General features: G+C 59.4%; 15 protein-coding genes. 7 read left to right on the top strand and 8 right to left on the bottom strand.

The genetic code is table 11. From position 1 onward, the window contains the following. Window positions 1–238 precede the first annotated feature (238 nt). On the bottom strand, window positions 239–2,137 hold the full coding sequence (locus AC0L2J_RS07635; RefSeq protein WP_473388306.1) for a ParB/RepB/Spo0J family partition protein: 1,899 nt from the start codon (window positions 2,135–2,137) through the stop codon (window positions 239–241). Between the two features lie 483 nt (window positions 2,138–2,620). Here AC0L2J_RS07635 and AC0L2J_RS07640 point away from each other — a divergent pair, with 483 nt between their 5' ends. Together AC0L2J_RS07640 and AC0L2J_RS07645 are read left to right on the top strand one after the other, a co-directional pair. Next, entirely contained in the window at window positions 2,621–3,346 is a 726-nt protein-coding gene (locus tag AC0L2J_RS07640; RefSeq protein WP_473388309.1) for a hypothetical protein, read from the top strand. Between the two features lie 55 nt (window positions 3,347–3,401). Then, window positions 3,402–3,959: a hypothetical protein gene (locus AC0L2J_RS07645; RefSeq protein ID WP_473388311.1), complete on the top strand. Its 558-nt coding sequence runs from the start codon at window positions 3,402–3,404 to the stop codon at window positions 3,957–3,959. A 238-nt stretch (window positions 3,960–4,197) separates the two neighbouring features. Here the strand turns inward: AC0L2J_RS07645 and AC0L2J_RS07650 are convergent, their stop codons facing one another. Beyond that, the gene (locus tag AC0L2J_RS07650; protein WP_473388313.1) at window positions 4,198–4,398 is read right to left on the bottom strand and encodes a hypothetical protein; all 201 of its coding nucleotides are present in this window, start codon (window positions 4,396–4,398) and stop codon (window positions 4,198–4,200) included. A 538-nt stretch (window positions 4,399–4,936) separates the two neighbouring features. Between AC0L2J_RS07650 and AC0L2J_RS07655 the strand changes: the two genes are divergently transcribed. Continuing rightward, window positions 4,937–11,398, top strand: a complete 6,462-nt coding sequence (locus tag AC0L2J_RS07655) for a hypothetical protein (protein ID WP_473388316.1) — start codon at window positions 4,937–4,939, stop codon at window positions 11,396–11,398. After that, a complete protein-coding gene (locus AC0L2J_RS07660) occupies window positions 11,289–12,176 on the top strand; it encodes a hypothetical protein (protein WP_473388319.1) in 888 nt (295 codons plus the stop codon). Before AC0L2J_RS07655 ends, AC0L2J_RS07660 begins: the two co-directional genes overlap by 110 nt. 364 nt (window positions 12,177–12,540) lie before the next feature. Here the strand turns inward: AC0L2J_RS07660 and AC0L2J_RS07665 are convergent, their stop codons facing one another. From AC0L2J_RS07665 to AC0L2J_RS07675, 3 genes are all read right to left on the bottom strand, one after another. Beyond that, window positions 12,541–13,956 (bottom strand): UvrD-helicase domain-containing protein, encoded by a 1,416-nt coding sequence (locus AC0L2J_RS07665; protein ID WP_473388323.1) that lies wholly within the window; start codon window positions 13,954–13,956, stop codon window positions 12,541–12,543. Beyond that, on the bottom strand, window positions 13,956–15,659 hold the full coding sequence (locus AC0L2J_RS07670; protein ID WP_473388328.1) for an ATP-dependent nuclease: 1,704 nt from the start codon (window positions 15,657–15,659) through the stop codon (window positions 13,956–13,958). The genes AC0L2J_RS07665 and AC0L2J_RS07670 overlap by 1 nt, the downstream gene beginning before the upstream one ends. 437 nt (window positions 15,660–16,096) lie before the next feature. Then, complete coding sequence (locus tag AC0L2J_RS07675; protein WP_473388331.1) at window positions 16,097–17,344, bottom strand: tyrosine-type recombinase/integrase; 1,248 nt, start codon at window positions 17,342–17,344, stop codon at window positions 16,097–16,099. A 383-nt stretch (window positions 17,345–17,727) separates the two neighbouring features. Here AC0L2J_RS07675 and AC0L2J_RS07680 point away from each other — a divergent pair, with 383 nt between their 5' ends. Then, window positions 17,728–18,147, top strand: coding sequence for a hypothetical protein (locus AC0L2J_RS07680; RefSeq protein ID WP_007611853.1), 420 nt, complete (start codon window positions 17,728–17,730; stop codon window positions 18,145–18,147). A gap of 25 nt (window positions 18,148–18,172) precedes the next feature. On the opposite strand, the gene AC0L2J_RS07685 is transcribed toward AC0L2J_RS07680, so the two are convergent. Continuing rightward, entirely contained in the window at window positions 18,173–19,375 is a 1,203-nt protein-coding gene (locus AC0L2J_RS07685; RefSeq protein ID WP_007611852.1) for an FAD-dependent monooxygenase, read from the bottom strand. A 19-nt stretch (window positions 19,376–19,394) separates the two neighbouring features. Further along, window positions 19,395–19,640, bottom strand: a complete 246-nt coding sequence (locus AC0L2J_RS07690) for a zinc-finger domain-containing protein (RefSeq protein ID WP_007602543.1) — start codon at window positions 19,638–19,640, stop codon at window positions 19,395–19,397. A gap of 305 nt (window positions 19,641–19,945) precedes the next feature. On the opposite strand from AC0L2J_RS07690, the gene AC0L2J_RS07695 reads away from it, so the two are divergent. Together AC0L2J_RS07695 and AC0L2J_RS07700 are read left to right on the top strand one after the other, a co-directional pair. Continuing rightward, window positions 19,946–21,082 carry a hypothetical protein gene (locus tag AC0L2J_RS07695; RefSeq protein WP_473388337.1) on the top strand — a complete coding sequence of 379 codons (1,137 nt, stop codon included), beginning with the start codon at window positions 19,946–19,948 and terminating at the stop codon, window positions 21,080–21,082. A 34-nt stretch (window positions 21,083–21,116) separates the two neighbouring features. After that, entirely contained in the window at window positions 21,117–21,872 is a 756-nt protein-coding gene (locus AC0L2J_RS07700) for an alpha/beta fold hydrolase (RefSeq protein ID WP_473388340.1), read from the top strand. On the opposite strand, the gene AC0L2J_RS07705 is transcribed toward AC0L2J_RS07700, so the two are convergent. Continuing rightward, window positions 21,858–23,231, bottom strand: coding sequence for a hypothetical protein (locus AC0L2J_RS07705; RefSeq protein ID WP_007611848.1), 1,374 nt, complete (start codon window positions 23,229–23,231; stop codon window positions 21,858–21,860). The genes AC0L2J_RS07700 and AC0L2J_RS07705 overlap by 15 nt on opposite strands. Window positions 23,232–23,390 lie beyond the last annotated feature (159 nt).

The following is a 23,390-nucleotide window of genomic DNA, read 5'->3' on the forward strand; positions in this document are numbered from 1 at the left end:
ATATGCGGGGCCAGCATTGCGGCGGACCGAGGTTATATGAGCCGATGGCGGGAGCGAGGCAAGGTGGCCATGGACGTGGGGGGGGGGGGGGGGGGGGGGGGGGGCGGGCGGCGGCGCCGGGGGGGGGGGGGGGGTGGGCGGCGGCGGGGGCGGCCGCGCCCCGCCCGCCCCGGGCGCGCGGCAAATTTGTTTCCGTAAGTAAGCCAGGCCGCATTCGCGGCCCGGCTCGGCCTGACGGCTACGCCGCCAGCGCCTCAGCTGCTCGCCGCTGCGGCAGCCGCAGCACGGTCGGCAGCCAACCCTTGTCGGCCAGCAGCCGCTCGGCGGCTTCCGCCATCGCGGGCTTCTTCAAGTCCCCCAGTTGCGCGGCGGCTTCCTCCGACACCCCTTCACGCACCGCCTCGACGATGACCGCCTTGGTGACCTGCCCAAGGTAGTTGGTGGCAGTGGGTTGCCAGTGCACCGTCATGTCCAGCGAGACCGCCTGAGCCATCGCCTCGGCGTGTTTCAGGGGCTGGGATGAGCCTGATCCCGGACGAACGACCGCATCGACCGTAAGCGCCGCGCAATGCGCCAGCAGACGCATCAACTGCTCCTGCGTGAACCCCAGCAACGCGTCCCACAGGGTTTGCACATCGCCGGGCAGCGCCTTGGCAAGCTCCGCCTGCCGGTCGCTGCACGCACGACCCTGCGGGCTCTCATCAATCCCCGCCGCATGCCCCGACAGGTAGACCGTGCGCACGGTCATATCGAGGCACGACACGCGGTTGCCGAAGTAGAACGTGGACGCCACGAACGCATGCACCACCGCGATGAACGCGATGTCGGGACGCTGCGCTACCGCTTCCCGCAACGCCGCCGTACGCTGGGCGGTCAGTTGCGCCACCAGCCGGTCGGGTAGGGCGGTGGACACCCCACCGTCCTTGGCTGCCGCCTCCGGCTCGGCCTCCCGTCGCTGCGCGGCAGGCGCCTCATCCTCCTTGCGGATGAACCCGCGTTCCACCCGCACGCCGCCGTCGTAGCCGAGCGACACGAACGCGCCGCCCGCCGCGATGTCTGCGGGGGCGTAGACCGGCTGGCCCTTCAAGGCCTCCATCTCCGCCTCAAGCTGGTCAACGCGGGCCTGCATGGCCTCGGTCATCTCCTCGTTGTCGGCGACGGTTTCCAGTTCGCGGTACTCCGCCTCCAGCTTCTCCAGCCTGCGCTGCGCCTTCGCCGAAAGCTCCGGCTCCGAAGGATAGACCCGGCGCATGGCGCTGGTGGCGCGGAAGTCATACTCGGGCGTGACCATCACCCACGCCCAGCCTTCCGCACGTATCGCCCGCGCTTCCTGCTCCAGCTTGGCCAGCACCAGCCGGTCAAGCAACGCCGGGTCGGCGAAGTAACCGCCGTTCTCGTCGTCGAACAGGTCGCGGGTGATGATGCCACCGGCTTGCACGTAAGCCTCGGCACCGACGAACCGGACGCGCCGGTCGTCCGCGTCAACCTGGCCCTCGGTCAACGCCCGGCGGATGGCATCCGCGCCCTTGTCCCAGCCAAGGCCCTGCCAGACCTCCTGCTGCCGCGCATGGTCGTCGGTGAGGGTGAACGCCATCACCTGCTCAAGGCTCATGCCGCCTTCGCGGTAGACCGCCATCAGCGCCGGGCTGACCGCCGCCAGCTTGAGCCGCTGGCGCACCACCGCAGGCGACACGCCAAAGCGCGCCGCGATGTCGTCCGCCGCCATCCCCTTCTCCGTGTGCAACACCGCGAAGGCCTCGAACTCGTCGGCGGGGTGCATCGACGAACGAATGACGTTCTCGGCGAGGCTGATTTCATGGGCGTCATGCTCGGTGTCGAGCACGCAGCGAATGAGGTCGGTCTTTTTGATTTGCCTGCGCTTGGCGCGGAGCAACTGCGCCAGCCTGCGGCCTTCGCCGATGGTGACAAAGTAATGGCCGGTCTCACGGCCTTCGCCGTCACGCTCCGGCTCCACGACGAGGTTTTGCAGCATGCCGTTGGCGGCGATGCTGGCCGCCAAACCTTCGACTTCCGCAGCGGTGTGCTCGACCTTGCGCACGTTGCGGGGCGACTTCTTCAGCATGTTCAGCGGCACGAATATCTCGCTGCCGCTTTTGGGTTGGGTTTTCTCGGTCATCTTATGTCTCTTCCTTGGTTTACAGGTTTCAGCGCAAAAGCCGCGCTGAAGCCCTGCCCGTCGGCGAGACCGGGGAGGCAAGTGCAAGGGCGGACGCAGCCCGAGGGGTATCTCCCGGTCTGCACAAGCGAAGCGCGGAAGACTGGGGAAACGGCTGCGTCCGAGCGTCCTTCACGCGATCCCTTGCAGGCGCCAGGGGCAGCGCCCCTTAGCTCTTTGCGCGAGGGATCGTGACCGGAGGCCGGGACCACTTGGCCCGGAGCGCTTGCGCGTAGAGCCCGGCCGGTAGGCGACGCGGCCAAGGTTAATAGCGCCTCCGGGGCACGAATTTGTGCCGCTTCGAGGGTTCGGAACCTTGGAATCACCGAATTTTAACGCTAAGAAGGGAACCTTAAACGTGTGCGCTGTTTAAATTCGCACCTTCACGTGTGTATTTCGGAGGACACTATTTTCGATAGGATCGGGACAATATTCCAAGCTGCTTTGGAGCCCAGCCAGACGACTGCGGCTGCTCGTGTCGCGTTAGCGTTCATCATCTTAGCTTCGACAGCGCAACTGGGCCTCGCCGCTTCAACGTTGTGGCTCGCCCGATATCCCGTTCGCAGGCAGCATCTTGGATTCTTATACGAGCTTTACCTGCTCTTCCTGTTTTTGAAAAAGCATACGAAGGGCGTGATTGTGTCGCATCCGCTCTCCAACGCGGAGTTCACCCAATACAACCGAGGGCGTGAGATAGCGAAGAATGTCTTCTTCAGTTTCCTCTTCTTTGGAATGACGTTGGTTGTAATTGTGTCTGCCTTGATTTCGTATCGAGAAGATCCAGGTTTCACCAATACCGATTTGCTTTTGCTACTTATCTCTTCGATCATCGCCATAGTTCAACTTCGGATTTACGACAGCGAGCGAAAGATATATAACGGAAAAGTATCCTACGTTCCGTTTATCACTGCTCCGGAGGAGGTCTCAGCACCTCCTCGCAACGGAGCTGACGATCTTAGCTCCGGACTCGCAAAGGAGTCCGAGATGAACCCGAAACCCATTTACGAACGCATCAATCCAGAGTCGTTTGCAAAAACTGCAAGCGAAGCCAGCAAGAACATCGACGAGCTTATCGAGGCAGATAAGCGCCGGACGGAAGAAGCATTGGGCAAATCCAGATGGTCAAAGATGTTTGAGCTTTCGGGAGCGCCTGCGAAAAATAAGGAATAGAAGATCTATTTTTGGGGAAGGAGGACGGTGCGCAAGCGCCGTCCATTTTTACAGCATGAAAGTCATTGGTTTTCACGGGACGACTGAACAAGGGCGTCTCGATATCGAAAGAGACGGGATCCGCACCACAAGCCGACTCAATCGCCGGCCAAAATGGCTGGGGATGGGCTTCTATCTGTTTCAGGATGGGCCTGAGGCGGCCAAGCTGTGGGCAAGTGAAGCAGGGCGGCGTCGTAGCCAACGGCCAGCGGTCCTCAAAGCAACCATCGACTTGAGAGACTGCGTTGACCTGACCGATATCGGCTACTGGAAACTCTTCAAGGACAATCAACACAACTTTGGCACACCGGATCGCAATCAACTTGGTCCCGAAGCTCTATTTCGCGATCTGAGCGAAGAGGAGAAGAGGGAGCTTTACGCCAACTACGAGGATGATCATTACATTACTGCTTTTGCGGCACTCCTGGAAAAGGAGGGCCATACTGTGCGTTCGATACGCGCCGCCTTTATTGAAGGAAGCCCTATCCATACACGCTCATGGTTATTCGACCGATCACATGTTGCCATTTGCGTGCGTTCCGAGGACGTTATCGAACAAGCAGAATGGATCTGAGGCAATCGGCTATTCGAGATAATCGGATTCGGGATATGAAGTGCCCCGCATCGTTGCCGATGCGGGGCAGGTAGCTCTGCACGTTGCGGGTCATCAGCTCTCAACGGGCTTCGACCATTTCCGAGTCTTGGAAGATGGTTTCCCTCACCACGCCAGCGTGCCTAACCGCTGCTCCGGGAAGAATCGCACAAGGCTACTTCTCGGAGCCGGCAGCTCATGCGGCCGACTATAGAGCCGGTCAGGTGCTGGCAGCCTTGCGTTCGCGAATGACGAGCCGACCGCTGACGGGTAGGGCAATCAGTTCGACGTTGAACCCCTTGCCGTCATCATGCGGCCACGCCGCCCCCAGCTTGGTCCAGAACGCGCTCTCGCCTTCGCCGGTGACGACGAACGCTTCATGGGTCGGTTTCTTCGACTTCGATGATGACCTGGTGGCCATTGTATTCTCCTGTTGGATGATGCCGCAGGCGGCAGTCCGGTCGGGAGACAAAAACGTTTCCTGTGCCGGTCGTTGCCGGCAAGCGGTTGATGTGAGCGTAGCGGAGTTTTCGCATGCCGGAACCGCCTTCGTGAAAGAGCTGCGTTCCGGTGTGTCTCGCCTAACACGGTTGGTCAGACAAAATATCTTTGTCAGCCGGCTACGCCAATCGCGGCCGGACGCGAGGGCTCAAGGCAAGGGTCCGGCCCAGGGCTGCCTTTAGGGATACGCTTGGAGCCCTGCGCGGATGTGCCTCGGGCTTAGTTTCCCCATCCTACCGGCCGGGCATTGGAGTTAGACGTGCAACGGGAGATGGTCTTAAGACGCAATAGGAGCGCGCCAGAATAGGTTGTAGATCGTGGGAAGGACCGTGCTGAGGGTTGAGCGAGGTGAAGCAACTATCGCACAACTGACAAGGAGAACGCTTCGCGGTAGTGTAAGCCGACTCAACCTTAAAGGGATGATGGTGGTTTGAGCAAGCTAGGTACTAGGTCCGCTCGTGGCTAAGGATGTCGATACGCAACGCGCATCGCCACTGGGCGCACGCGCCTCCAACGCAGGAGACCAATATCAAGAGCTTTGGGCACTGCAACAAGCACTTGGATTGCTCGTCCCTTCAACGGGGCTGTCGGCCGTAACGGTCGAAGGAATTGCGTCCGAAAGTGTCGACGAGGACCAAAGGGTCTGGGATGGCGTCGATTGCGCACTCTACTTTGGGGGAAAGAACCTGGAGACGGCCAACAAGGTCGTTATTGCACAGCACAAGTACTCGACGACAAACCCGGAGAAAGACTGGACCATCGCTCGCCTCGTTAACAATACCAAGAAGAAGGGAGGCGACAATTCAGTCATCAGGCGGCTTGCAGATGCATTTCGAGAAGCCAAGCGGCGGATGCAGTCTGGCGCCGAGCTGCAAATTCGGCTGGTGAGCAATCAAGGGATTGCTTCCGAGGTTTACGAAGCAATTGACGCCTTAAAAGCTAACGCACCAGCCAGTCGGGCCAATAAGCTCTCCGAGAACGTTGAGAAGGTCCGGCGCTCAACCGGTTTAGATGAGGGAGACCTTCGCCACTTCGTTAACTCCTTGGACCTCTCTGAGTGCGGCCAATCCTCTCGCTATTCCTTGCGCGGAACAATCACGAAACACGTAGCGGAGATTCTTGGCGACGACGAAAGTACAACTGTTCGCGAGCTTATGTACTTTATGCGCGAACTCATGATGCCCGGCAAGGAGCGGGAATACATTTCGCGAGAGACCATCCTAGGATGGTTCGGAGTTGCAGCAGAATCAGGGCTATTTCCGGCGCCAAGTGACTTTAAGACGGTTGCCAACCCAATCGACCGAGAACCTGCCCGAGCCTTGCTCGCCGCCCTTCTAGACGGCTCCAAGATCAATTGTCTGCACGGGAGCGCTGGTTGCGGCAAGACGACCTCGTTGATGCAACTCAGGTCACTATTGCCACCGTCATCCGTTTTCGCCTTATTCGACTGTTATGGCGGCGGCCGCTACCTGTTCAGCACAGACCGCAGACATCTACCGGAGCACGCATTCACCCAGATTGCGAATGAACTGAGCCTTGATCTGGGTATTCCCTTTCTCCTGGCGCGAGGTTCAAATAACCCTATCCTGGTGCGGCGCTTCTTAGAGCGGATTAAGCTTGCGGCTGATCTACTGTACAAGAGTGACGCGAACGCACTATTAGTTGTCGGCATTGACGCGGCAGATAACTCCGTCACCGCCGCGAGACGTTCCATTCCCGCAGAAGCCTGCTTCGTTACGGAGCTAGCCAGGGCTGACCTGGCGCTCCTCCCGTCCAATGTGCGTCTGATATTCAGCTCCCGAACTGCCAGGAAGGACAGCCTAGAGCTACCCGCGGCAACCCGATTTGTCGCTTGCCCAGCGTTCAACGCGCAGGAAACGGAAGCGTTCGCTAAACGCAAAATTCCGACCGTAACAACGGAGTGGATTGAGCAATTCCATGCGTTATCGAACGGGATACCACGGGTTCAGGACTACGCATTCCGCGCCGGCAACTATGACCCGGTAGAGACGCTGAATGCGCTTCGTCCAGGGGGCAAGAATCTGGCCGACGTTCTGCGGAAGCTCTTTCAAGAAGCGATTGATAAAGCAGGCATTGATACGTCCTACGACATCCTAATGTCCTGCTTCGCCGCTCTTCCCGCTCCGATACCGGTTGAGCACTTCGCCAAAATTGCCGGCCTTCAGGCATCAGAGGTCATTGACTTCATCCAAGATACAAGTCCCAGCCTGCGTTTAGAGGATGAGGGGATATCCATCGCAGACGAAGACGTGGAGGATTTCATCCGGGCCGAAGGAAATGCCGGGCTCGGGCAAATCAGTGAACGCGCATGCGATCTCTTCGCGTCGCTCCATGAAAAAGACGCTTACGTCGCGGTGAACATTGCCGACCTGCTAGTCGCCGCCGGGAGAGAGAAAGAAATTCTCCCGATGATAGAAAAGAACCTGTCGCCGGCCGCCATTGCGGATCCGATCGTCCGTCGCGAAATTCAACTCCGGAGATTGCGCTTGGCCCATGCGGCGTGCCGAGCCGCGGGCGACGCAGCAGCGGTCATGAAGGTGGTCCTGCTGGGGGCTGAAGCTTCAAAAGATCAGGCCTTCTTCGCAGAAATACTAGATAAGCATCCGGACCTCTCGACCCGCTTCGCGCGCTCCTCGCTGGTCAGACTTGTGCTCTCAAACGCCGACAGTGCGAAGAGACAGGGACGCGTCCTGATCCAAGATGCGGTCAGGGCGGCACGCTCAGGAAACAAGATCCAAGCGATTGAACAGCTGCACTACTATCATGAATGGCTCGCCCGCCGTAATAAGCTTTCCCAAGAGGAGCGCCACGGTTGGCGCATTGAAATCGATGATGTTGCTGCTGACGTCGAGTGCGCAGCTCTCCTTCATGGCCCCTTAGCGGCCTTTCGGGAACTCAACCGCTGGACATCAAGGCAGTTACGGCTGTCTGCGGCGATGCGGCTGGTTCCGAACCTTATCGCAACCGGAAACGCCAGTATTGTGGAATCCGCGCTCCGCGAACGGATTTTGCCATCGGCTTGGGAGGCACTCCTCCTCGTGCCGCTCGCTCTTTCGGGCGCGAAGATTGAGTGCACACGTTTGGAAGAATCGCTCTCTGTACTGGAGCGTACGCTGAGACCATCATTCAATAAGACGCCCGATGACTACGGTGATAATTGGAAGTCTGAATTGCGAGCATTGCTCGTTACAGCGGGCGAAATTGGGTTCTCGCTGGGGATGTCTGAGGTAGCGACACGAGGCGTCCTAACGCTCGCCGGAAATTTGGACGCTCCGTTGGAAACACCCAACAGCGACCTTCGAAGCGGTTCTCTGGATATCCCGATCCGCGCGTGGGTCCTGCGCCAAACAATTGACGGCAAGCCTACGTCGTCGAAGGAGTTTCTAGACGCGATTGATCCCCCTCCGCCTCCGCCACCACCGAGTAGCGAACCGCAGACCAGGGGCAAGAAACGGAAGCCCAAAGAGGAAGACACCTCACGGGCGCGGAAACTTGACGAAGAGCAAAGGCGGATCGTCGGAACTATCTTTTCCGTCTACGAGAGCCGCGCCTCTATCCTGAATCACCATCGCCGCAGTGGTTCAACGGACGCGGCTCAGATCGAGAGAATCGGAAATTTGGGCTCCGATGAATACATACTCAAACGCTATTCAGGCATCGGTGTCAGAGCCCGGCTTGCTCGTAGCATCCTTGAATTGATGCATTTAGGCGGTCTTGCTTGGGCACCGTTGTTCGCCAAAGCAGCGAGTATAGCCTCTCCCGGCTACAGCGATCCATTTGGCGACCATCTTCTTCCGCTCTGGCGCCTTCTACTATTACGCCTGGAGAGCAGGGACTTTGTTCTCAAAGCCCTGGTCGAACGATCGCCCGAGCTGCGAGCAGCAAGAGAGCCGGCAACAACTAAGGTTGACGCATCGATTAATTTCAGTCGCCTTGCATTGGTATTCAGCGAGCCAGACGCACGAACCTTCTATGAGGATGCAATTTCTCTCGCACAGGAAATCGATCGAGAAGCTATTGACCAGGTCGGAGTTCTGGAAGCCCTAACGGTCCACTCGGCAAGCTGGAATGCGACCGCCAAGGTAAGGGCTGCCACTCCGCTGGTAAACGCGATAACCGACATCGCCGTACGGCTTCGAGACGAGGAACATTTCCAATGGGACGAATGTGTAAATGTGGTAGTGCGGCTTCACAGTCCCCTGGCACTCGCCGCAATATCTCGCTGGGCCGACCAGGGCATTGAGAACTTCCCAAGGAACCTGGAGTATTTCTTGGCAGAGGCGGGCCGCCTCAACGAGATTTCTCCATCAATTGCCGCAGCACTCTTAATTCTTATCCCTGACGTCGCAAACAAGAGCCGTTTGGACGTTGTCAGTCGATTGAGGTCCGAAAATCAGACGTCGGCATTTGAGATCATCGGATTGCTTTCGGAAGACCTCTTACTCTACGAAAAGCCGACAGACATGGGTGCGCATGCCGGCGAGTTTATAAACACCGTTTCTTCGCTGGGATTGCAATGTGATCATGCGAACTATCGCCGGTTAGCTGAGACGCATCACTATCTCGCTTCGAAAAATTCGGCTGAGCAGCGCGAAGAATCAAAAGAACCGAGCCCTGCCAAGATCAGCGGCGGTCCATTCACAACGCGAGGCGCGATCGAAGCTGAATACCAAGCTGCTCGCAAGAGTGGGATGTATCTCGGCGCAGGCCCGATCCTTACCCAGATAATCGACACGATTTCCTCACCTGGCGATCGCGTCCCGTTTCTCGATGCGCTCTCCGAAAGTGACCTTGGTGATTACAGCGAAACTGGCCGAGCCGATGCCATCTTAGCCGCCCTGGCAAAATGGGATAGCCCTTCCGTAAACAGTTGGCGTTCAAGTGCGTTGCCTCGCTTAATTGTTCAACGGTTCGTGGGTCTAATGGTCATGTATGGGTGGGAGTATAGACACCTAAGTGATCTCCTCGCGGCCACGCGGCTAAACAATGCGCAAAAACTGGATATCTTGGCCGAAGCGTTGGAGAAAACGAGCCTCTCACTCGGAAGTCGGTCGTTATTCATAGTCTCCAAACAAATGGCGGGGCTCTTGGAGCCGAATGACGCGTGGCTGATCTTCGACTGGTATCTACAGCGCATTGGTACTCGTGTTTCACTCGATGAGAGCGCTTTGAAGGGTGAGGATGTTCCCGCGAATATGGACGAGGCTTTAGGCCGGCTACTCTTCGCTCTCATGAGCGACATCGATACCCGAATAAGGTGGCGCGCGGCGCACGCGGTGCGCCGGCTCGCCAAACTCGGCGCGAAAGGGAACGTGAGTTCGCTATTTGCAGAGTATCACCGAACGCGAGATGACGCGTTTCGAGATCCTGCATCACCTTTCTATTGGCTAGCTGCCCGGCTTTGGATGGTCATAGCGGCGGCGAGAGTTGCCCATGAAGCTCCTGATAGCTTGCTGGACGTTCACAAGAAGCTCCTGGACATCGCGTTAGACGACGATTTCCCGCACTTCTCTGTCCGCGAGTACGCTAAAGCCGCGCTGGTCGCTCTGCATGAAGGCGGCGCCGCCGCGCTCGACCCAACCACGCTTGAACGCGTTCTACGCACGAACGCTCCGTCCCTGCCTTCCGAGAAGCGGAAGGAGAACAATCCGCCCCATATTGAGTGGAGTGAAAAGAAAGGCGAGCGGTTCGATTTCGGTTACGACACCGTTGAACACGTTCTTACGCCACTCCTACGAATGTTTGTTGGCCTGCCAAGAGACGAATTGTACCGTCGGCTTGAGTACTGGCTGGTTGATCAGTGGAAGGCCCCTGAAAAGGTCAATTATTGGGACCTTGAGCCTCGCAAGGGGCGCTACAACGAAAACCGTTGGGGGCTTCACCATTCCGACAAAGGTAGCATGCCCGTCATCGAGCGTTATGGCTACTACTTGGAATGGAACGCTGTCTTATGTGTGGTCGGAGAATTGCTGCAGAAATACCCGCTCTGGGAGCATCTGGATGGCGATTCTTGGGGCACCTTCAAGCACTGGGTCGCAAAACTGCTCCTCACCGTTCCTCCGGTTTGGATGGCGGACTTTAGAGATCCAAAGCCACTTGAAGACCCGTTGTGGCTTGCCGGGGCCAAGGACGATAATCGCTGGGTTAGCCAAATCTCAAAGAGTGAGTTTTTATCGGCTCTCTTTGCTGATGCTGACACCCTAATAGTCGAAGGCACATGGACCTCGGGCTTTCCTACCCGAGAGGTTCGAGCACACATCTCCAGCGCTCTGGTTAATCCGGAAACGGCGGGAGCCTTAGCCCGTTCCTTCAGCATGAGAGATCGTCGTCAGTGGCCGTATCACTTACCCAATGCCGATTCCGACTATGATCACGATCAGCGCTTTAGTGAAATGCCTTATAAGCTTGTCGGATGGCTCGCAGACGTCCGCCATGACGAGGGACTGGATCTAAAGGATCCCCTGAGAAACGGCACCAACGGACCCACGAAGTCACCAGCGCAAACCGTGATTGCAGATCTAAACCTTAAAGCAAGCCCACCACCAGCCAAGGCCTGGACGATTGGGGGGGCGGACAAGATTGTTATTCGCGAGTTGGTTTGGGCAGATCTTCCTGAGAGGTACGATTACGACGGCGGGCCCTATCGGCAACGAGAGACCAAGTCGGAGGGGAGCTGTCTTCAGATTGATGCCGACGTGCTAATGTCCTTCCTTAGAAGGCAGAAGATGAGTTTGATCGTCGGCATTCACTTGGAACGGAGGCTAGAGGCAGAATACGGGGGCAGGCACGATGAAAAAACCAAGAAAAGCAAAGCGTTCGAACAATTCTTCATCTTACGAACGGAAGGCACAATCGAAAGCCACACAGGAGCTGTTGGCACTTGGTGGAAGGCTCGTTGAGAAATTCAAGCTGCAGGTTGATGAGGATACGCTCGGGCAATGGATCGCTCATCACCTAGCCGAGAAACTCTTGGCACATAAGCGCGCCTCCGGACCGGCGAAGGTGGTCCTTGAAGCCGAGCTAGTGGATACAATCCTCAAGTTTTGGAAGCATCGCGCGTACTTTCCTCGCGGTACCCAGCCATTTGAAGGCTATGACGCAGTGTTGCGCGCTCTTGAGAGTTTCGATCCAAATCCGAGCAATGGCCGTTATTTTCAGTACCGACCGGCTGATGAGCTGAAGAAGGAGGCAAAGCCTCCCTCTCAAGAATGGATCGATGCGGCAAAAACCTTCGATCGAGGCGCGCGGGCGATGGTCGGCCTCTGCTTTGAACAAGCAGCACGCGCTTCTGGGCAACCTGACGAAGTATGGCTTTCAGCGGCGAAAGTTCTTGCTGAAGACGCAGATCGCGATTTAACGGTCTTTAAGTTTATCAAGGCCGGAGCGAAGGAGGATAAGATTGATCCCATCGAGTTTGAAAGAAGACGGCTAGAAAGAAAGCGGGACGATTTGCGTCGTCTGATCAGTGGAGGCATTCCCATTCTGAGGCTGATCGAAAGTCGCCTGGAAGAATATGAGGCCGATGCCGCGGCATCCAACACCGCAAGTAGCGAGCCAAAGTCGCACTCCAAATCCAAGCCGAAGGCTGAGAAGAAGACGCGAAAGCCAGCAAAACGAAATTCCAAACCGACCAAAAAGGCAAAGAAGGTGTCTACGCGTAAGAAAGCGCGTCGCTAAACTGCTCGTACAACGAAGGGAAGAGGGCTTTGACCACCGGTCTCGACGTCGCTTGACCCTTTGCAGTCGCCAGCAATCACGCCCCTTAGCGTTCGCGAGGGATCGTCACCGTAGGCCGGGACACTTAGCCCGGCGCGTTTGCGCATAGAGCCCGGTCGGCTTGCCGACGCGTCCGTGGAGGAGGCGGTTCGCCAAAGATATCCTTCTTGCCGATGGCGCGCATCCTCGTTCTAACAACGTCGGACACGTTGGGAAAACCACGCTTGCTAGAGCGGATAGGCGTTTGCGATTTCTGCAATTGATGCGCAGCTCCATGAGATGGGTATGCTACCGCTTGTTCCAAGCCCATCCCGATCGGGGTTTACTACTTAGGCTTTAGCACGTTGCTCTCTGAGCAAATGACCAGGCGACGGGAGCCTCGGGTCATCGCCACGTATAAGTTCTGACGGTTCAAATCTGCTGCGTTGAGGATAATCGAGACGTCGGCCTCGAGACCCTTGAGCAACAAAGTGCTGCCAACCGCCCTGCGGGGAAGTGGGCGACCTAGCGCGCGCGATTGTTCCCGGACCATAACCGCCGCCTCTTGAAAGGTTCTTCCGTCCTCAGCCTCAGCCATTTGGAGTGCCCTGATGCAGCCTCTCAAGATCCCCGGCCGGTGGCTTCGAGCGCCGGCCTGCTCACCTACCGCCCCAAGCAGCTCACGAACGCCGGCATGGCTGGGGCTGTCCGAGAAACGAAGCGCGGCTTCTTCAAGTAAGGACGCAGGCTTTCGGTTCTTTTCCGCCCTGATGGTTTCTATGCGCTTCAGCAGAGTAGTTCCGCCGACGTTTGTCATTACGTCTTCAGCAAAGGAGACCACTTGGTTAAGTGCGTCATTGGACTTCAGATCGAGGGTGCGTGCAAAGGTGACGAGGTCCTTAAGATCAACACTTTCTACCGCGGTAGCTCCCGGGGTTTGACTGGCGAATTGGCGCTGTCCCTGTGGATTTTTGCTATCCCCGATGATGAGAACTGATCCATCCTTATTCGGGGCTTTAGTTCGACACGCTTCAAGGCGGCGTTCATGATCGTCTTTTCCGCCGGTCTTGATCCAAGAAACGTTCGCGTGCGCCGATTTTAGGTCGATCGCATTGCCCGCGAGCAACTGCTTTCGAGCATCTAGTAGCCACTCTCCGAATGGTTCCTCATTGACGTTCTTCCACCGCCACGGCGTGGATAGCTCGCCAACAACAGGAAAGTGCTTGCACACCATTGTATCCCAGTCAGCAAGGGGCTCTTGGAAGTCGAATATTGCCTGCATCGGGTCGCCCAAGACGCAGGTTGGGAAGGCCGGAGCCATGTAATAAACGATAGCATGCTGTGGAACGTTGCAATCCTGATACTCATCAACAAACATTCGGCTGTAGGTTGCTGCAATGACATCAAGGCCGTGGCCAGCCTTAAGCATCCGGGCGGCTGCCTTGCGAATATTTGGGTAGTCTGTCCGGGGATTCTCCAATTTTAGAATCTTCGGGTCACAGTCGGCGCGTTTCGGGAATGTTGCGACAAGGCGCATTGCCCAGCCATCGATGGTCGATAGGCGATAGGCTTTTGTAGGAACTCCAGCCTTCTCCAGGCGGCCGCGCAGTGCAGCCACACCGGCATTGGTATGCGTCAGCACGAGGATCGGCTTAGCGGCCTCCGCCTTGGTAATGGATTCTGCGATCAGGTGTGTTTTTCCGCAACCGGCCGGGGCTGTCACCGTGCCACGCTTGATCTCCAGAAGATCTATACCGGCCATTAGGATTCTTTGATCCATGCAAAGATATTATCTAGAACATCGCAGAACTCCTGATCCATGCTTTGATCAGTGCCGACTATCTCTTCGCCAATTTTTTCCATTCGACTTACGGTCTTGAACCAGCTGTTCTTCTTTTTGCGAGCGGCCCTAGCAAGCGTTTCGCGCTTTTCCGTTGTTAGTGCCGACTTGAAGTCCGCGAGAGTGAGTTTCCCGGCGGATTCCGAACGGATATGCTCGTCAATAAGATCCGTACCGAGAAGCTCTTCGGCATGTGATAGCAGTCGCAAGACGCCATCATCTGAGAGGCTAAGAAACAGCTCGTCCTCAAGCGCGCGCCCGGCGCGCCACTTGAACAGGCTGTCACCAAAGACCAGAAACTCCTCTTCCGTGGCTTGATTTGGCTGCTTGTCGTCGTCTCGGAAAACGCAAACCCGGTATCCCAGCCGCTGAAATGCATCTGCACGCTTGTAGATGTGATCACATCCCCCGGCATCAACGAGCGCCACGCCGAGCGCAGTCAATGACGGGTCACCTTGGGCGACAACGCAATTGTCGAGCCCTCGCAATAATCCAACTTCGCTCGCTCCTTCGCAGACGATGACCGATTTGGCCAGAAAGGCCTCGGGGAACGAACGAATTGTGCCCTGAATCGCATCCTCCTTGCCCAGCACGGTCGCTGTATGCTCTGTCCCGGACGCGCGGACGACAAAGAGCTGATCTCCTGACAACTCCCGTACCGCTACAGGCGAATGGGTGGTCAGAAAGGCTTGAAGCGGGGGTATTTTCTCCTTTGCGCCGAGCGATCCAAGAAATCGAATGATGCGATGAGGTTCAAGCCCGTGCTCCAGCTCATCGACAAGGATGATTGTGGCATCCTTGGCTGCCTTGCGCTGGAGCCCGGCGATCAACAGGCGCGTTGAACCGAGGCCTAAACTCCTGAGGGGAATACCTTCTTCACTGTGTAGCGACACAGTTCCACCGCTAAACGACACTGAATGGGCATCAAGCATGGCTTTTAGTTTATCGCCAACGGGGATGCCGAGTTCCTTGGCGGTCGCCGCGACGATCCCGAGCGTTTCGCCGAGTTGTGCGTCCGCTTCATCTCCAAAAGCTGATCGTGCTTCGCGAGCAGCTTTGGCCAGCGAGGCAGAGGTGTCTGCTCTCTCTTCTGAAAGGCGATTCAGCACGGACCCGCGCCGCCAAGCGAGGTTGTAGTCCGTAAGTGCGCCAATACGGGTCGGGCTCAGGCGTACCCGATCAGCCCAGTTGAGGTTGCGAGACTGCGACTGCGCCGCAGCACGCTCGGACACCAGCGTCCATACTGGCTCCAAATCTCCAGCAATCGTCATCCGGATGGTGAGAACGGTTTCGCAGGTTTTCTCTGGTTCATCTTCGATAGTTTGCGTCTCGACATTACAGCCCCTGAGGAAATTTCCGTAAACCTCCATGTTCTTCAGAGAGTCGTCCAGCTCTCCGATTGTCACGGTTACGGCGATCGGCTTGTCGACGTCGAGATTGTAGAAATCAGCGTCAGTGAATTGAGCATTGCGCCGTGCCCCTAGGCAAAGGTCGATCGCATCAAGAATCGAAGATTTCCCCACGTCTCCTGGACCAATCAAGCAGTTGATGCCGGGCGATGGCCACCACGAGAATGCTTGGATGCGGCGGAAATTGCGAATTTCGATATGACGTATGCGTGCCAAGGCTTCCCCCGTTTCCCTCAGCCTCCCACAACCGCTGGTTTTGTGCCAGATTTCTGGTTGAAGTGGCAATTGGTGCGGGCGGCCGGACTCGAACCGGCACAGGCCTTACGGCCCTACGGATTTTCATACCACTTCGGCTTTCGCCGCCGCCATCTGGCGTTCGTGGTCTGGACTATCCCTTCACCTTGGCGATGTTCGCTGTAGGTGCTGCCCGTCTAGTCTCTACACCTTCCCCCTGGCGGGAGCTTGGCTCGGGATTGCCAGTGAAGGTTTCCCCGACTTTGAGCAGTTCTGCTCCTGGGGTTTCCCCCAGGGCACTCAATGGCTTAAGTCCGATGCGTCTACCAATTTCGCCACGCCCGCATCGGCCCATCTATAAGGCGCAATTGGCTTAAGGCCAAGAGATTCCAGCAGATTCCGCACATGCTTTGAGCAACCTAGCGCAAGGTTTCCAGCTCTCCGCGGCGGATTTCCGCCACTTCCCGCTTCGGCGGCTTCTTCTTGCGGACGTTGATGGCGCTGGCGTCCAGCACGTCCTTCAGGTGGGCGGCGTAGTACTTCTCAATCATTTCAACGCTGGTCCGGCAGTTCTTGGCCAGCATGTAGATGTCGGCACCCTCCATCAGGCGGAAGCAGATGTAGGTGTGCCGCAGGCTGTAGAGGGTGCGGGGCCGTCCTTCCCGGTCGTGCTTCAATCCAAGCTCGACCAGGATCTGATTGAACATCGCATGGTGCGATTTCGGGAAAATCCTGTCGTTCGGCTGCGGATTATTCCGCTTCTTCAGGCGATTGAACACCGGCACCGCATTCTGCGTGCTCTTGCAGGGGCCGTAGCCGCGCTTTCCGCGCACCTCGATCTCAAGAATCGTCTCCTGTGTGCCTTCATCGAAGGCCACTGTAACGTCGCGATACTCAAGACGAAGGATTTCGTCCGGCCTCATGCCGGTATTGCTCATGAAGAGGATGAGGTCGTGCAACTGCTCGCCCCACCATTTGTATTTGTTGTTCTTGGGATTTCGCGCCCGCTTCCCGGTCGCCTGGTAGAGCTGGCGGTACTCTTCACGCGAGAACCATGCGCGATGTGAAATCTTGCCGTTCTTCCGGTAAGGCTCTGAAAGATCAGGGAGTGCCGAGAGCCATTGATGGCGTACGGCGGTCTTGAGGATCTGCCGGAGGCAGACAATCTCCTGGTGCATCGTGGTGCGGGCAGGTGGCTTTCCCCACCTTTCCTTGGCATCTGCGATCCGGAACATGCGATACTCGTTCACGAGACCGCCAGTGATTTCCGAAAGACCCTTCTTGCCGAAGAAGGGGATGAGATACTTTCGCGCCCGGCGCTCATGGCCGGCGATGTAGATGGGGTTGCGCTGACCTTCCGTCAGCACTGGAAACTCTTCCAGAAATTTCTCTGCGGCCGCCTTGAATGTCGGCTCCTTCTTGCGAGCGGTGACCTTTTCCAGGTCACCGCTCCTCACCATCCCGCGTAACCTGAGATACCAATCTTCGGCGACTTCCTCGGCCTGCCGGAGGTCGTCCTTCTCCGTGGCGGCTCGGTATTGCTTCCCTTCGATTGTCGCTGCGCAATGGTACCGGCCGCGCTTCCCGCGGCGGTACAGGTGGACTTTGCCACCTAGAATGATGTGGTTCTTTTGCTTTTCAGCCCTTTGCTGCGCGACTTCGTCCATGACGATTAGCTTTCGTTGGCTTCCCGGCTCGCACACGCCAAGCGTGCTAAAAACCGGCTTTGTGCTAACTCTGTGCTAAGGGTAGAGGCTCCGTCAATTCGCCCAAGTGAATGATTTATCGTACATTTTTATCCTTAGCTTGTCAAGAATAAGAATTTTAAGTCCCTTGCGTCTACCAATTCCGCCATGCCCGCTTGATCCAACGAGATCAGCCACTTAAGTCCCTTACCGGCGGTCTGGAATTGGCGTTTGCAGGCCGGAGGGGCGGTTCTTCCTTAGGCGAGCCGGCGGCACAAGGCAAAGCCTCAATCCGGACATTTGTTGTTGCTTTAGGCATTCTCAATCCAGGGGGACTATTCATCCGGCATGTCAGCTTTCATCCAATGCCTGCTTTGATCCAATATCGCCTGCGCACATGCTGCGTGGCCGTCGCGCTGCTCGCGGCCGGCTTCGCGCTGTCCGGCTGCGCAGGCATGAGCGAGACGGTCGCTCCGGCCTTTGCGGATCCCGCCAAGTACGAATTGTACGATTGCAAGCAGCTCGAAGGCGAGCGCAAGTCGCTCGCCAGCCGGACCGGCGATTTGCAGAGACTGATGGACAAGGCACAGACCGGTGCGGGCGGCGCCGTGGTGTCGGAGCTTGCCTATCGCAACGAGTACATCGCGGTACGCGGGCAGGCGCAGATGGCCGAGGACGCCTGGCGCCGCAACAAGTGCCGGGAAACGCCGCTCGAGGCGACGCCGGCCGCTGCGCCGGCGCCCACAGCCAAGCCTGCTTCGAACAAGCCAAGAGCCGTGCGCTGAAACATCCTGCCGCCAGCGCCTCGCATCAGGGCCGCCAGCCGTAGATCCAGTCCTGCCGTGCCAGCATGCGTTCCGGGCCGAGCGCCCGGACCGCAAGATCGCGCGCGAACGCGAGCGGCCCAGTGAAATGATAGATGCGGCCCTGCTGCCGCGCAGTCCGCTGCACCCGCCGCACGCGCGCCTGCCGCGTCCGGCCGTATTGTCTCAGCGCAGCCGTGATGCCCGCGGTGCTCTCGGCGGCCTCAGGGCTCAAATGCTGCGCGAGCACGGCGGCGTCCTCGATCGCCATGCCGGCGCCCTGGGCCGCAAACGGCAGCATCGCATGCACGGCGTCGCCGAGCAGCGCGACCGGGCCTTTGCTCCAGGGGCAGTCGTCAGGCACGCCGAACAGCGCCCATTTCCGCCAGCTCTCCACCGTGGCGAGCATCATGCGCGCCGGCGGCGGCCAGCGCGGCGCGGCGAAGGCGTCCATCACCTCGCGGGGATCGCCGGGCGTGCTCCAGCCCGGTCTGTTCCAGGTGCCCGGCAGCACCGCGACCACGTTGATCTGGCGTCCGCCCGCGATCGGGTAGGCGACGAGATGGGCATTCGGGCCCATCCAGAGCTGAACCCGGCGCGCGGTGTAGTCCTTCGGCAGTTGCGTGGCATCGAGCGTACCGCGCCAGGCAATCAGCCCGGAGAAGCGCGGCTGCACCTCGGGAAACAGATGCTGGCGCACCGTCGACCAGATGCCGTCGGCGCCGATCAGCGCACTGGCAAGATCGCTGCGCCGGATCGTGCCGCTGCGATGGACGACCGTCAGCCCCTTGGCGTGAGGCGCGACGTCTTCGAAGGTCGCGCCCAGTTTCAGGTCGATATCGGGATGGTCGGAGACTGCGCCGGCAAGGGCGGATTGCAGGTCGGCGCGGTGCACCACCCAATAGGGGGCGCCGGCGCGCGCGGCGGCGGCTTCTCCCAGCGGCATGCGCAAGAGCTCGCCGCCGGCCCGCGCGCTCATGATCGAGACTGCCTCCGGGATCACGGCGCGCAGCTTGAGGCGCTCGGTGAGGCCGAGCTCGACCAGCACGCGGCTGGCATTGGGAGAGAGTTGCAGACCGGCGCCGACTTCCTCGAGCCGCTCGGCCTTCTCCAATACGACAATGCGGAAGCCGCGGGCCGCGAGCGCAAGCGCAGCCGTCAGTCCACCGATGCCGGCACCGGCGATGACAATCGTTCGGGAGAGCGCCACCCGTGGCCGATGGAAGCGGTCAGGCCACCTTGTCCTTCAGGACGCATTCCGGCGGACGGGCTTCGCCCGCCTTCAGGTCGGCGGCGAAACGGTACAGCGTCGAGCAATAGGGGCAGATGATCTCGTTGTCGTTGCCGAGGTCGAGGAAGACGTGCGGATGATCGAACGGAGGATTCGCGCCCACGCACATGAACTCTTGCGAGCCGATTTCGATGACGGGGACACCGGCATCGTTGTGGAAGTGCGGGACGACATGGTCGGACATCGTACTCATCCTGGAGTGGCAATGGCGGCAGACAACAATCATGACTGACGCGGCATTATTAAGGCGCCGCGGACCATACTGGTGGGTGTAGATGATTGCTAGTCCAGCGGAACCGAAAGCTCCGCAATGCCCCATGCTCATTTGCTCATGCAAATTCGACACAATCTTGCGGCCTGAGAGAAGCCCTTCTTTCGTCGGGGACGTTGTGTCGCAATTTTGGCATACTATGTCTGCGGACGCGTGTAATTGCGACGAAAGACGAACCGTCAGGCGTCAACGATCTCAGGACCGTCCAGGCTCTCCGCATGAAGTGGTTGCGAATCAGCACTACGTTGACCGGTATCGCGGCATGCGGCTTCATGCTCGCGCAGGTAGCACCGCATGCCCGCGAGGCCGGCGCGATTCTGGCCGCCCAAGACGATCCCGCCGCGCTCTCCGAGATCAAGCTCGACGCGCTGCTGCGGCACAACGACCGCCTGATTCAGGACAACATCGAGGTCGCGCTCGCATCGGGCGATGCCGATCTTGCCGACAGTTTTGTCGCGCTGGCGCGCGACCGCAACATCGGGCTGTCTGACGACCTCCTGAGCCGTGTCAGCGACGCGGTCAAAGCCGAAAACTCCACCTCGCATTTCGCAAAACGGTTTGCCACCGGTCTCGTCACCGGCAACGCGGACGATGTTGCGAGCTTGTCGGGAACCGTGGCCGGCGATCTCTTCGTCATCGGCGACATCAGGGACGTCGTGCGCGAGGGCAAGCACCTCGCCATGGGCGAGGAGACCGATCGCCTGGTGCTGGGCCTTGCCGCCGCCGGTCTCGCGGTCACGGCCGTGACCTACGTCTCCGTCGGCGGTGCCGCGCCGGTTCGCGCGGGGCTGACGCTGGTGAAGGACGCGCGAAAAGTGGGTCGGCTCGGCGAGGGATTAGCGACCTGGGCCGGCCGCTCCGCGCGCGAGGTCGTCGATACGCCGATGCTCCAGAACGCGGTTGCCTCCGGCTCCGTGTTGCGGCCGGGCGAGACCGTCAGCGCGATCAAGGCCGCGTTCCGCGCCGAGAAGGCTGGCGCGCTGGTTCGGCTCGGCAAGGATGTCACGCGCGTCGTCGAGAAGACCGGCACGCGCGGCGCGATGGATAGTTTGCGCATCGCCGAAGGTCCCAAGGACGTCGCACGCGCGGTGCGGCTCGCGGAAGCGCAGGGCGGCAAGACGCGCGCGATCCTGAAGCTGCTCGGCCGCGGCGCGCTGCTGCTGATCGGCGGGGCGTTCAATCTTGCACTCTGGCTGTTCGGTGCGGCCTTGACACTGTTCGGCCTGTTGTCCTCGATCAAGGCGACAACGGAGCGCCTGACCCAGGCCTGGTGCGATCGCAGACGGGCGCGGCGACTTCGCCAGGCGCGGATCGCCGCCGAAGTCGTTCCGGCAAGCGCTGCCGTCACGGCCTAAGATACCTCTTCCCCTCAAGATTGCGGAACTGATGATGCCGAGCTTTCACAACGGCGCCGTTGAAATTGCCTATCTCGACGAAGGCGAGGGTGATCCGATCATCCTGGTGCACGGCTTTGCCTCCAGCAAGAACGTGAACTGGGTCTATCCGACCTGGGTCTCGGAGCTGCGCAAGAACGGCCGCCGCGTCATTGCGCTCGATAATCGCGGTCATGGCGAAAGCGCAAAGCTCTACGAGCCTGCGCAGTACTCGATCCCGACCATGGCCGGCGACGTGCTCGCGCTGATGGATCATCTCGCCATCCCGCAGGCCGATCTCATGGGCTATTCGATGGGCGGGCGGATGACGGCCTGGCTCTCCCTCAACGAGCCGCAGCGCCTGCGCTCGGCAATCCTCGGCGGCATCGGCATCGGCGGCCTGATCGAGGGCACCGGGCCCGGCGAGAACGTCGCCAAGGCGCTGGAAGCGCCCTCGCTCGACGACGTCTCCGATCCCGTCGGGCGCACGTTTCGTGCTTTTGCAGACCAGACCCGTTCCGACCGCAAGGCGCTCGCCGCCTGCCTGCGCGGCACGCGCGATCTCATGAGGAAGGACGAAGCCGCGCGCATCGACGTGCCGGTGCTGATCGCGGTCGGCAGCACCGACGACGTCGCGGGTTCGGCCAGTGCACTCGGTGCCATCATCCCGGGTTCGGAAGTGCTCGACATTCCGAACCGCGATCACATGCGGGCGGTCGGCGACAAGGTCTACAAGACCGGCGTGCTCGATTTCCTGTCACGCCGCGGCTGAGGTCGCGTCCGCGGCCTCGTCGCCGAACGAGCGAAACAGCGCAATCAGCACTGTGAAGGTCGCAACCCACACCATTCGCGCGCCGTAGCGATCATGGGGGCCGGAGATGACGGCGCAGATGAAGGCATTGCCGAGCAGCGCCAGCGTGACGGTCGCTGCCAGCAGCGTCAGATCGTCCAGCCGGCGATGTGCGAGCGCGTGGCCAAGCAGCACGAGGAGCGCCAGCATCGAGGCCAGCGCGACGGGCACGTGCAGCCAGTTGACGTAGTCGAAGTCGAGGGCCCAATGCTGCTGGCGCGCCGCGCGCATTGGCGCGACCTGCGCGGGGATGTAGCGCTCGATGATGCCATAGGTGTGCGGGATCCAGACACTTGCGCCTTCGCCGGTCGCCACATGCAGCAATTGCTGGCCCATCGCCCGCAACGCCGCGCCGGCCTGCCAGGCCGGATAGTCGGCGAGCGAACCCACGACGATGGTGCCCATCTCGTCGTTCATGCCTTCGAAGCGGCCGAGCGTGTTGAACATGCTCTTGCCCCACAGGAATTCGTCGGCGGTCGCCGGCAATTGGTCGCGATAGGGGCAGAGCTTGAGTTTTTCGCGCGGGCAATGGTCATGGAGATAACGCGCAACGATGCCGTCCTGCATCATGCGGCCGAAGGCGACGCCGGTGCCGCCGGGCGTCCAGGCCCATTTGCCCGACAAGGCATGGTTCGCCGACACCAGCATCAGGCCGCCGGCGACGATGGTGAGGCTCGCTTGGGCCAATCCGGCGATCGGAAGCCGGCGCCCCAGCAATGGCCGCGCCATCCAGCCGGCGACGCAGAGCCCGAGCAGCACGCCGAGCGTGGCGCTGTGGGTCGCGGCGGCAAAGGCGGTGAAGACGAACAGCGAGATTTTTTCGAGCGCCGAGGTCCGCTGCCCACCGATGACCAGCAGGAATAGCGACAGCACCGACAGGCCTGCAAAAATGTCTGTGAGCAACATGCTCGCAAGCCAGGGCAGCGCAGTCGACAGGATCAGGAGCAGGCTGATCGCGACGAAGCGGAATGTCTGCATCAGGCCGAGCACGCGCAAGGTGAGCTGCAGCAGCCACAGCGTCGTCAGCGACTGGACCGCGAGGTTGATCCAGAAACCAGAACTCTCGCCATAGTGCAGATAGATGCCGAACATCGTGGAGCGGCTCGGGACGAGATAGCCCTCGTACCAGCGCGCCAGATAGCCTCCAGTATCCCATTGCAACAGCGGATAGCCGTTCCAGAACGCCGGCGCGATCATCACGAGCGGCAGGGCGGCCGCGGCGAGCCGCAGCCAGAGTGAACCCGCGGCGCCCGCGCGCGCATGATCGGTGGTGATGGTCAAATCCGCTCCGTCCTCACTCGGACCATGCCCGCAATAACGGTTGAGGCGGAATTCACCAATAGTTTGACGCCGCCCCGCTTGAATTTGGCGAAACCCTGACCATTTTGAGCCGACCTTGCCCCCCGGAGTGTCGGAAGAAAGTGTTTTGATTCAACGCGT

The organism is Bradyrhizobium sp. MV1.5, assembly GCF_055807615.1.

What these genes read in the sequence shown, in the direction of transcription:
- AC0L2J_RS07700 (WP_473388340.1), top strand. Translation starts at nt 21,117, where the DNA reads ATGCCGAGCTTTCACAACGGCGCCGTTGAAATTGCCTATCTCGACGAA.
- AC0L2J_RS07675 (WP_473388331.1), bottom strand. Translation starts at nt 17,344, where the DNA reads ATGGACGAAGTCGCGCAGCAAAGGGCTGAAAAGCAAAAGAACCACATC.
- AC0L2J_RS07635 (WP_473388306.1), bottom strand. Translation starts at nt 2,137, where the DNA reads ATGACCGAGAAAACCCAACCCAAAAGCGGCAGCGAGATATTCGTGCCG.
- AC0L2J_RS07645 (WP_473388311.1), top strand. Translation starts at nt 3,402, where the DNA reads ATGAAAGTCATTGGTTTTCACGGGACGACTGAACAAGGGCGTCTCGAT.
- AC0L2J_RS07650 (WP_473388313.1), bottom strand. Translation starts at nt 4,398, where the DNA reads ATGGCCACCAGGTCATCATCGAAGTCGAAGAAACCGACCCATGAAGCG.
- AC0L2J_RS07690 (WP_007602543.1), bottom strand. Translation starts at nt 19,640, where the DNA reads ATGTCCGACCATGTCGTCCCGCACTTCCACAACGATGCCGGTGTCCCC.
- AC0L2J_RS07660 (WP_473388319.1), top strand. Translation starts at nt 11,289, where the DNA reads ATGAAAAAACCAAGAAAAGCAAAGCGTTCGAACAATTCTTCATCTTAC.
- AC0L2J_RS07665 (WP_473388323.1), bottom strand. Translation starts at nt 13,956, where the DNA reads ATGGCCGGTATAGATCTTCTGGAGATCAAGCGTGGCACGGTGACAGCC.
- AC0L2J_RS07695 (WP_473388337.1), top strand. Translation starts at nt 19,946, where the DNA reads ATGAAGTGGTTGCGAATCAGCACTACGTTGACCGGTATCGCGGCATGC.
- AC0L2J_RS07680 (WP_007611853.1), top strand. Translation starts at nt 17,728, where the DNA reads ATGCCTGCTTTGATCCAATATCGCCTGCGCACATGCTGCGTGGCCGTC.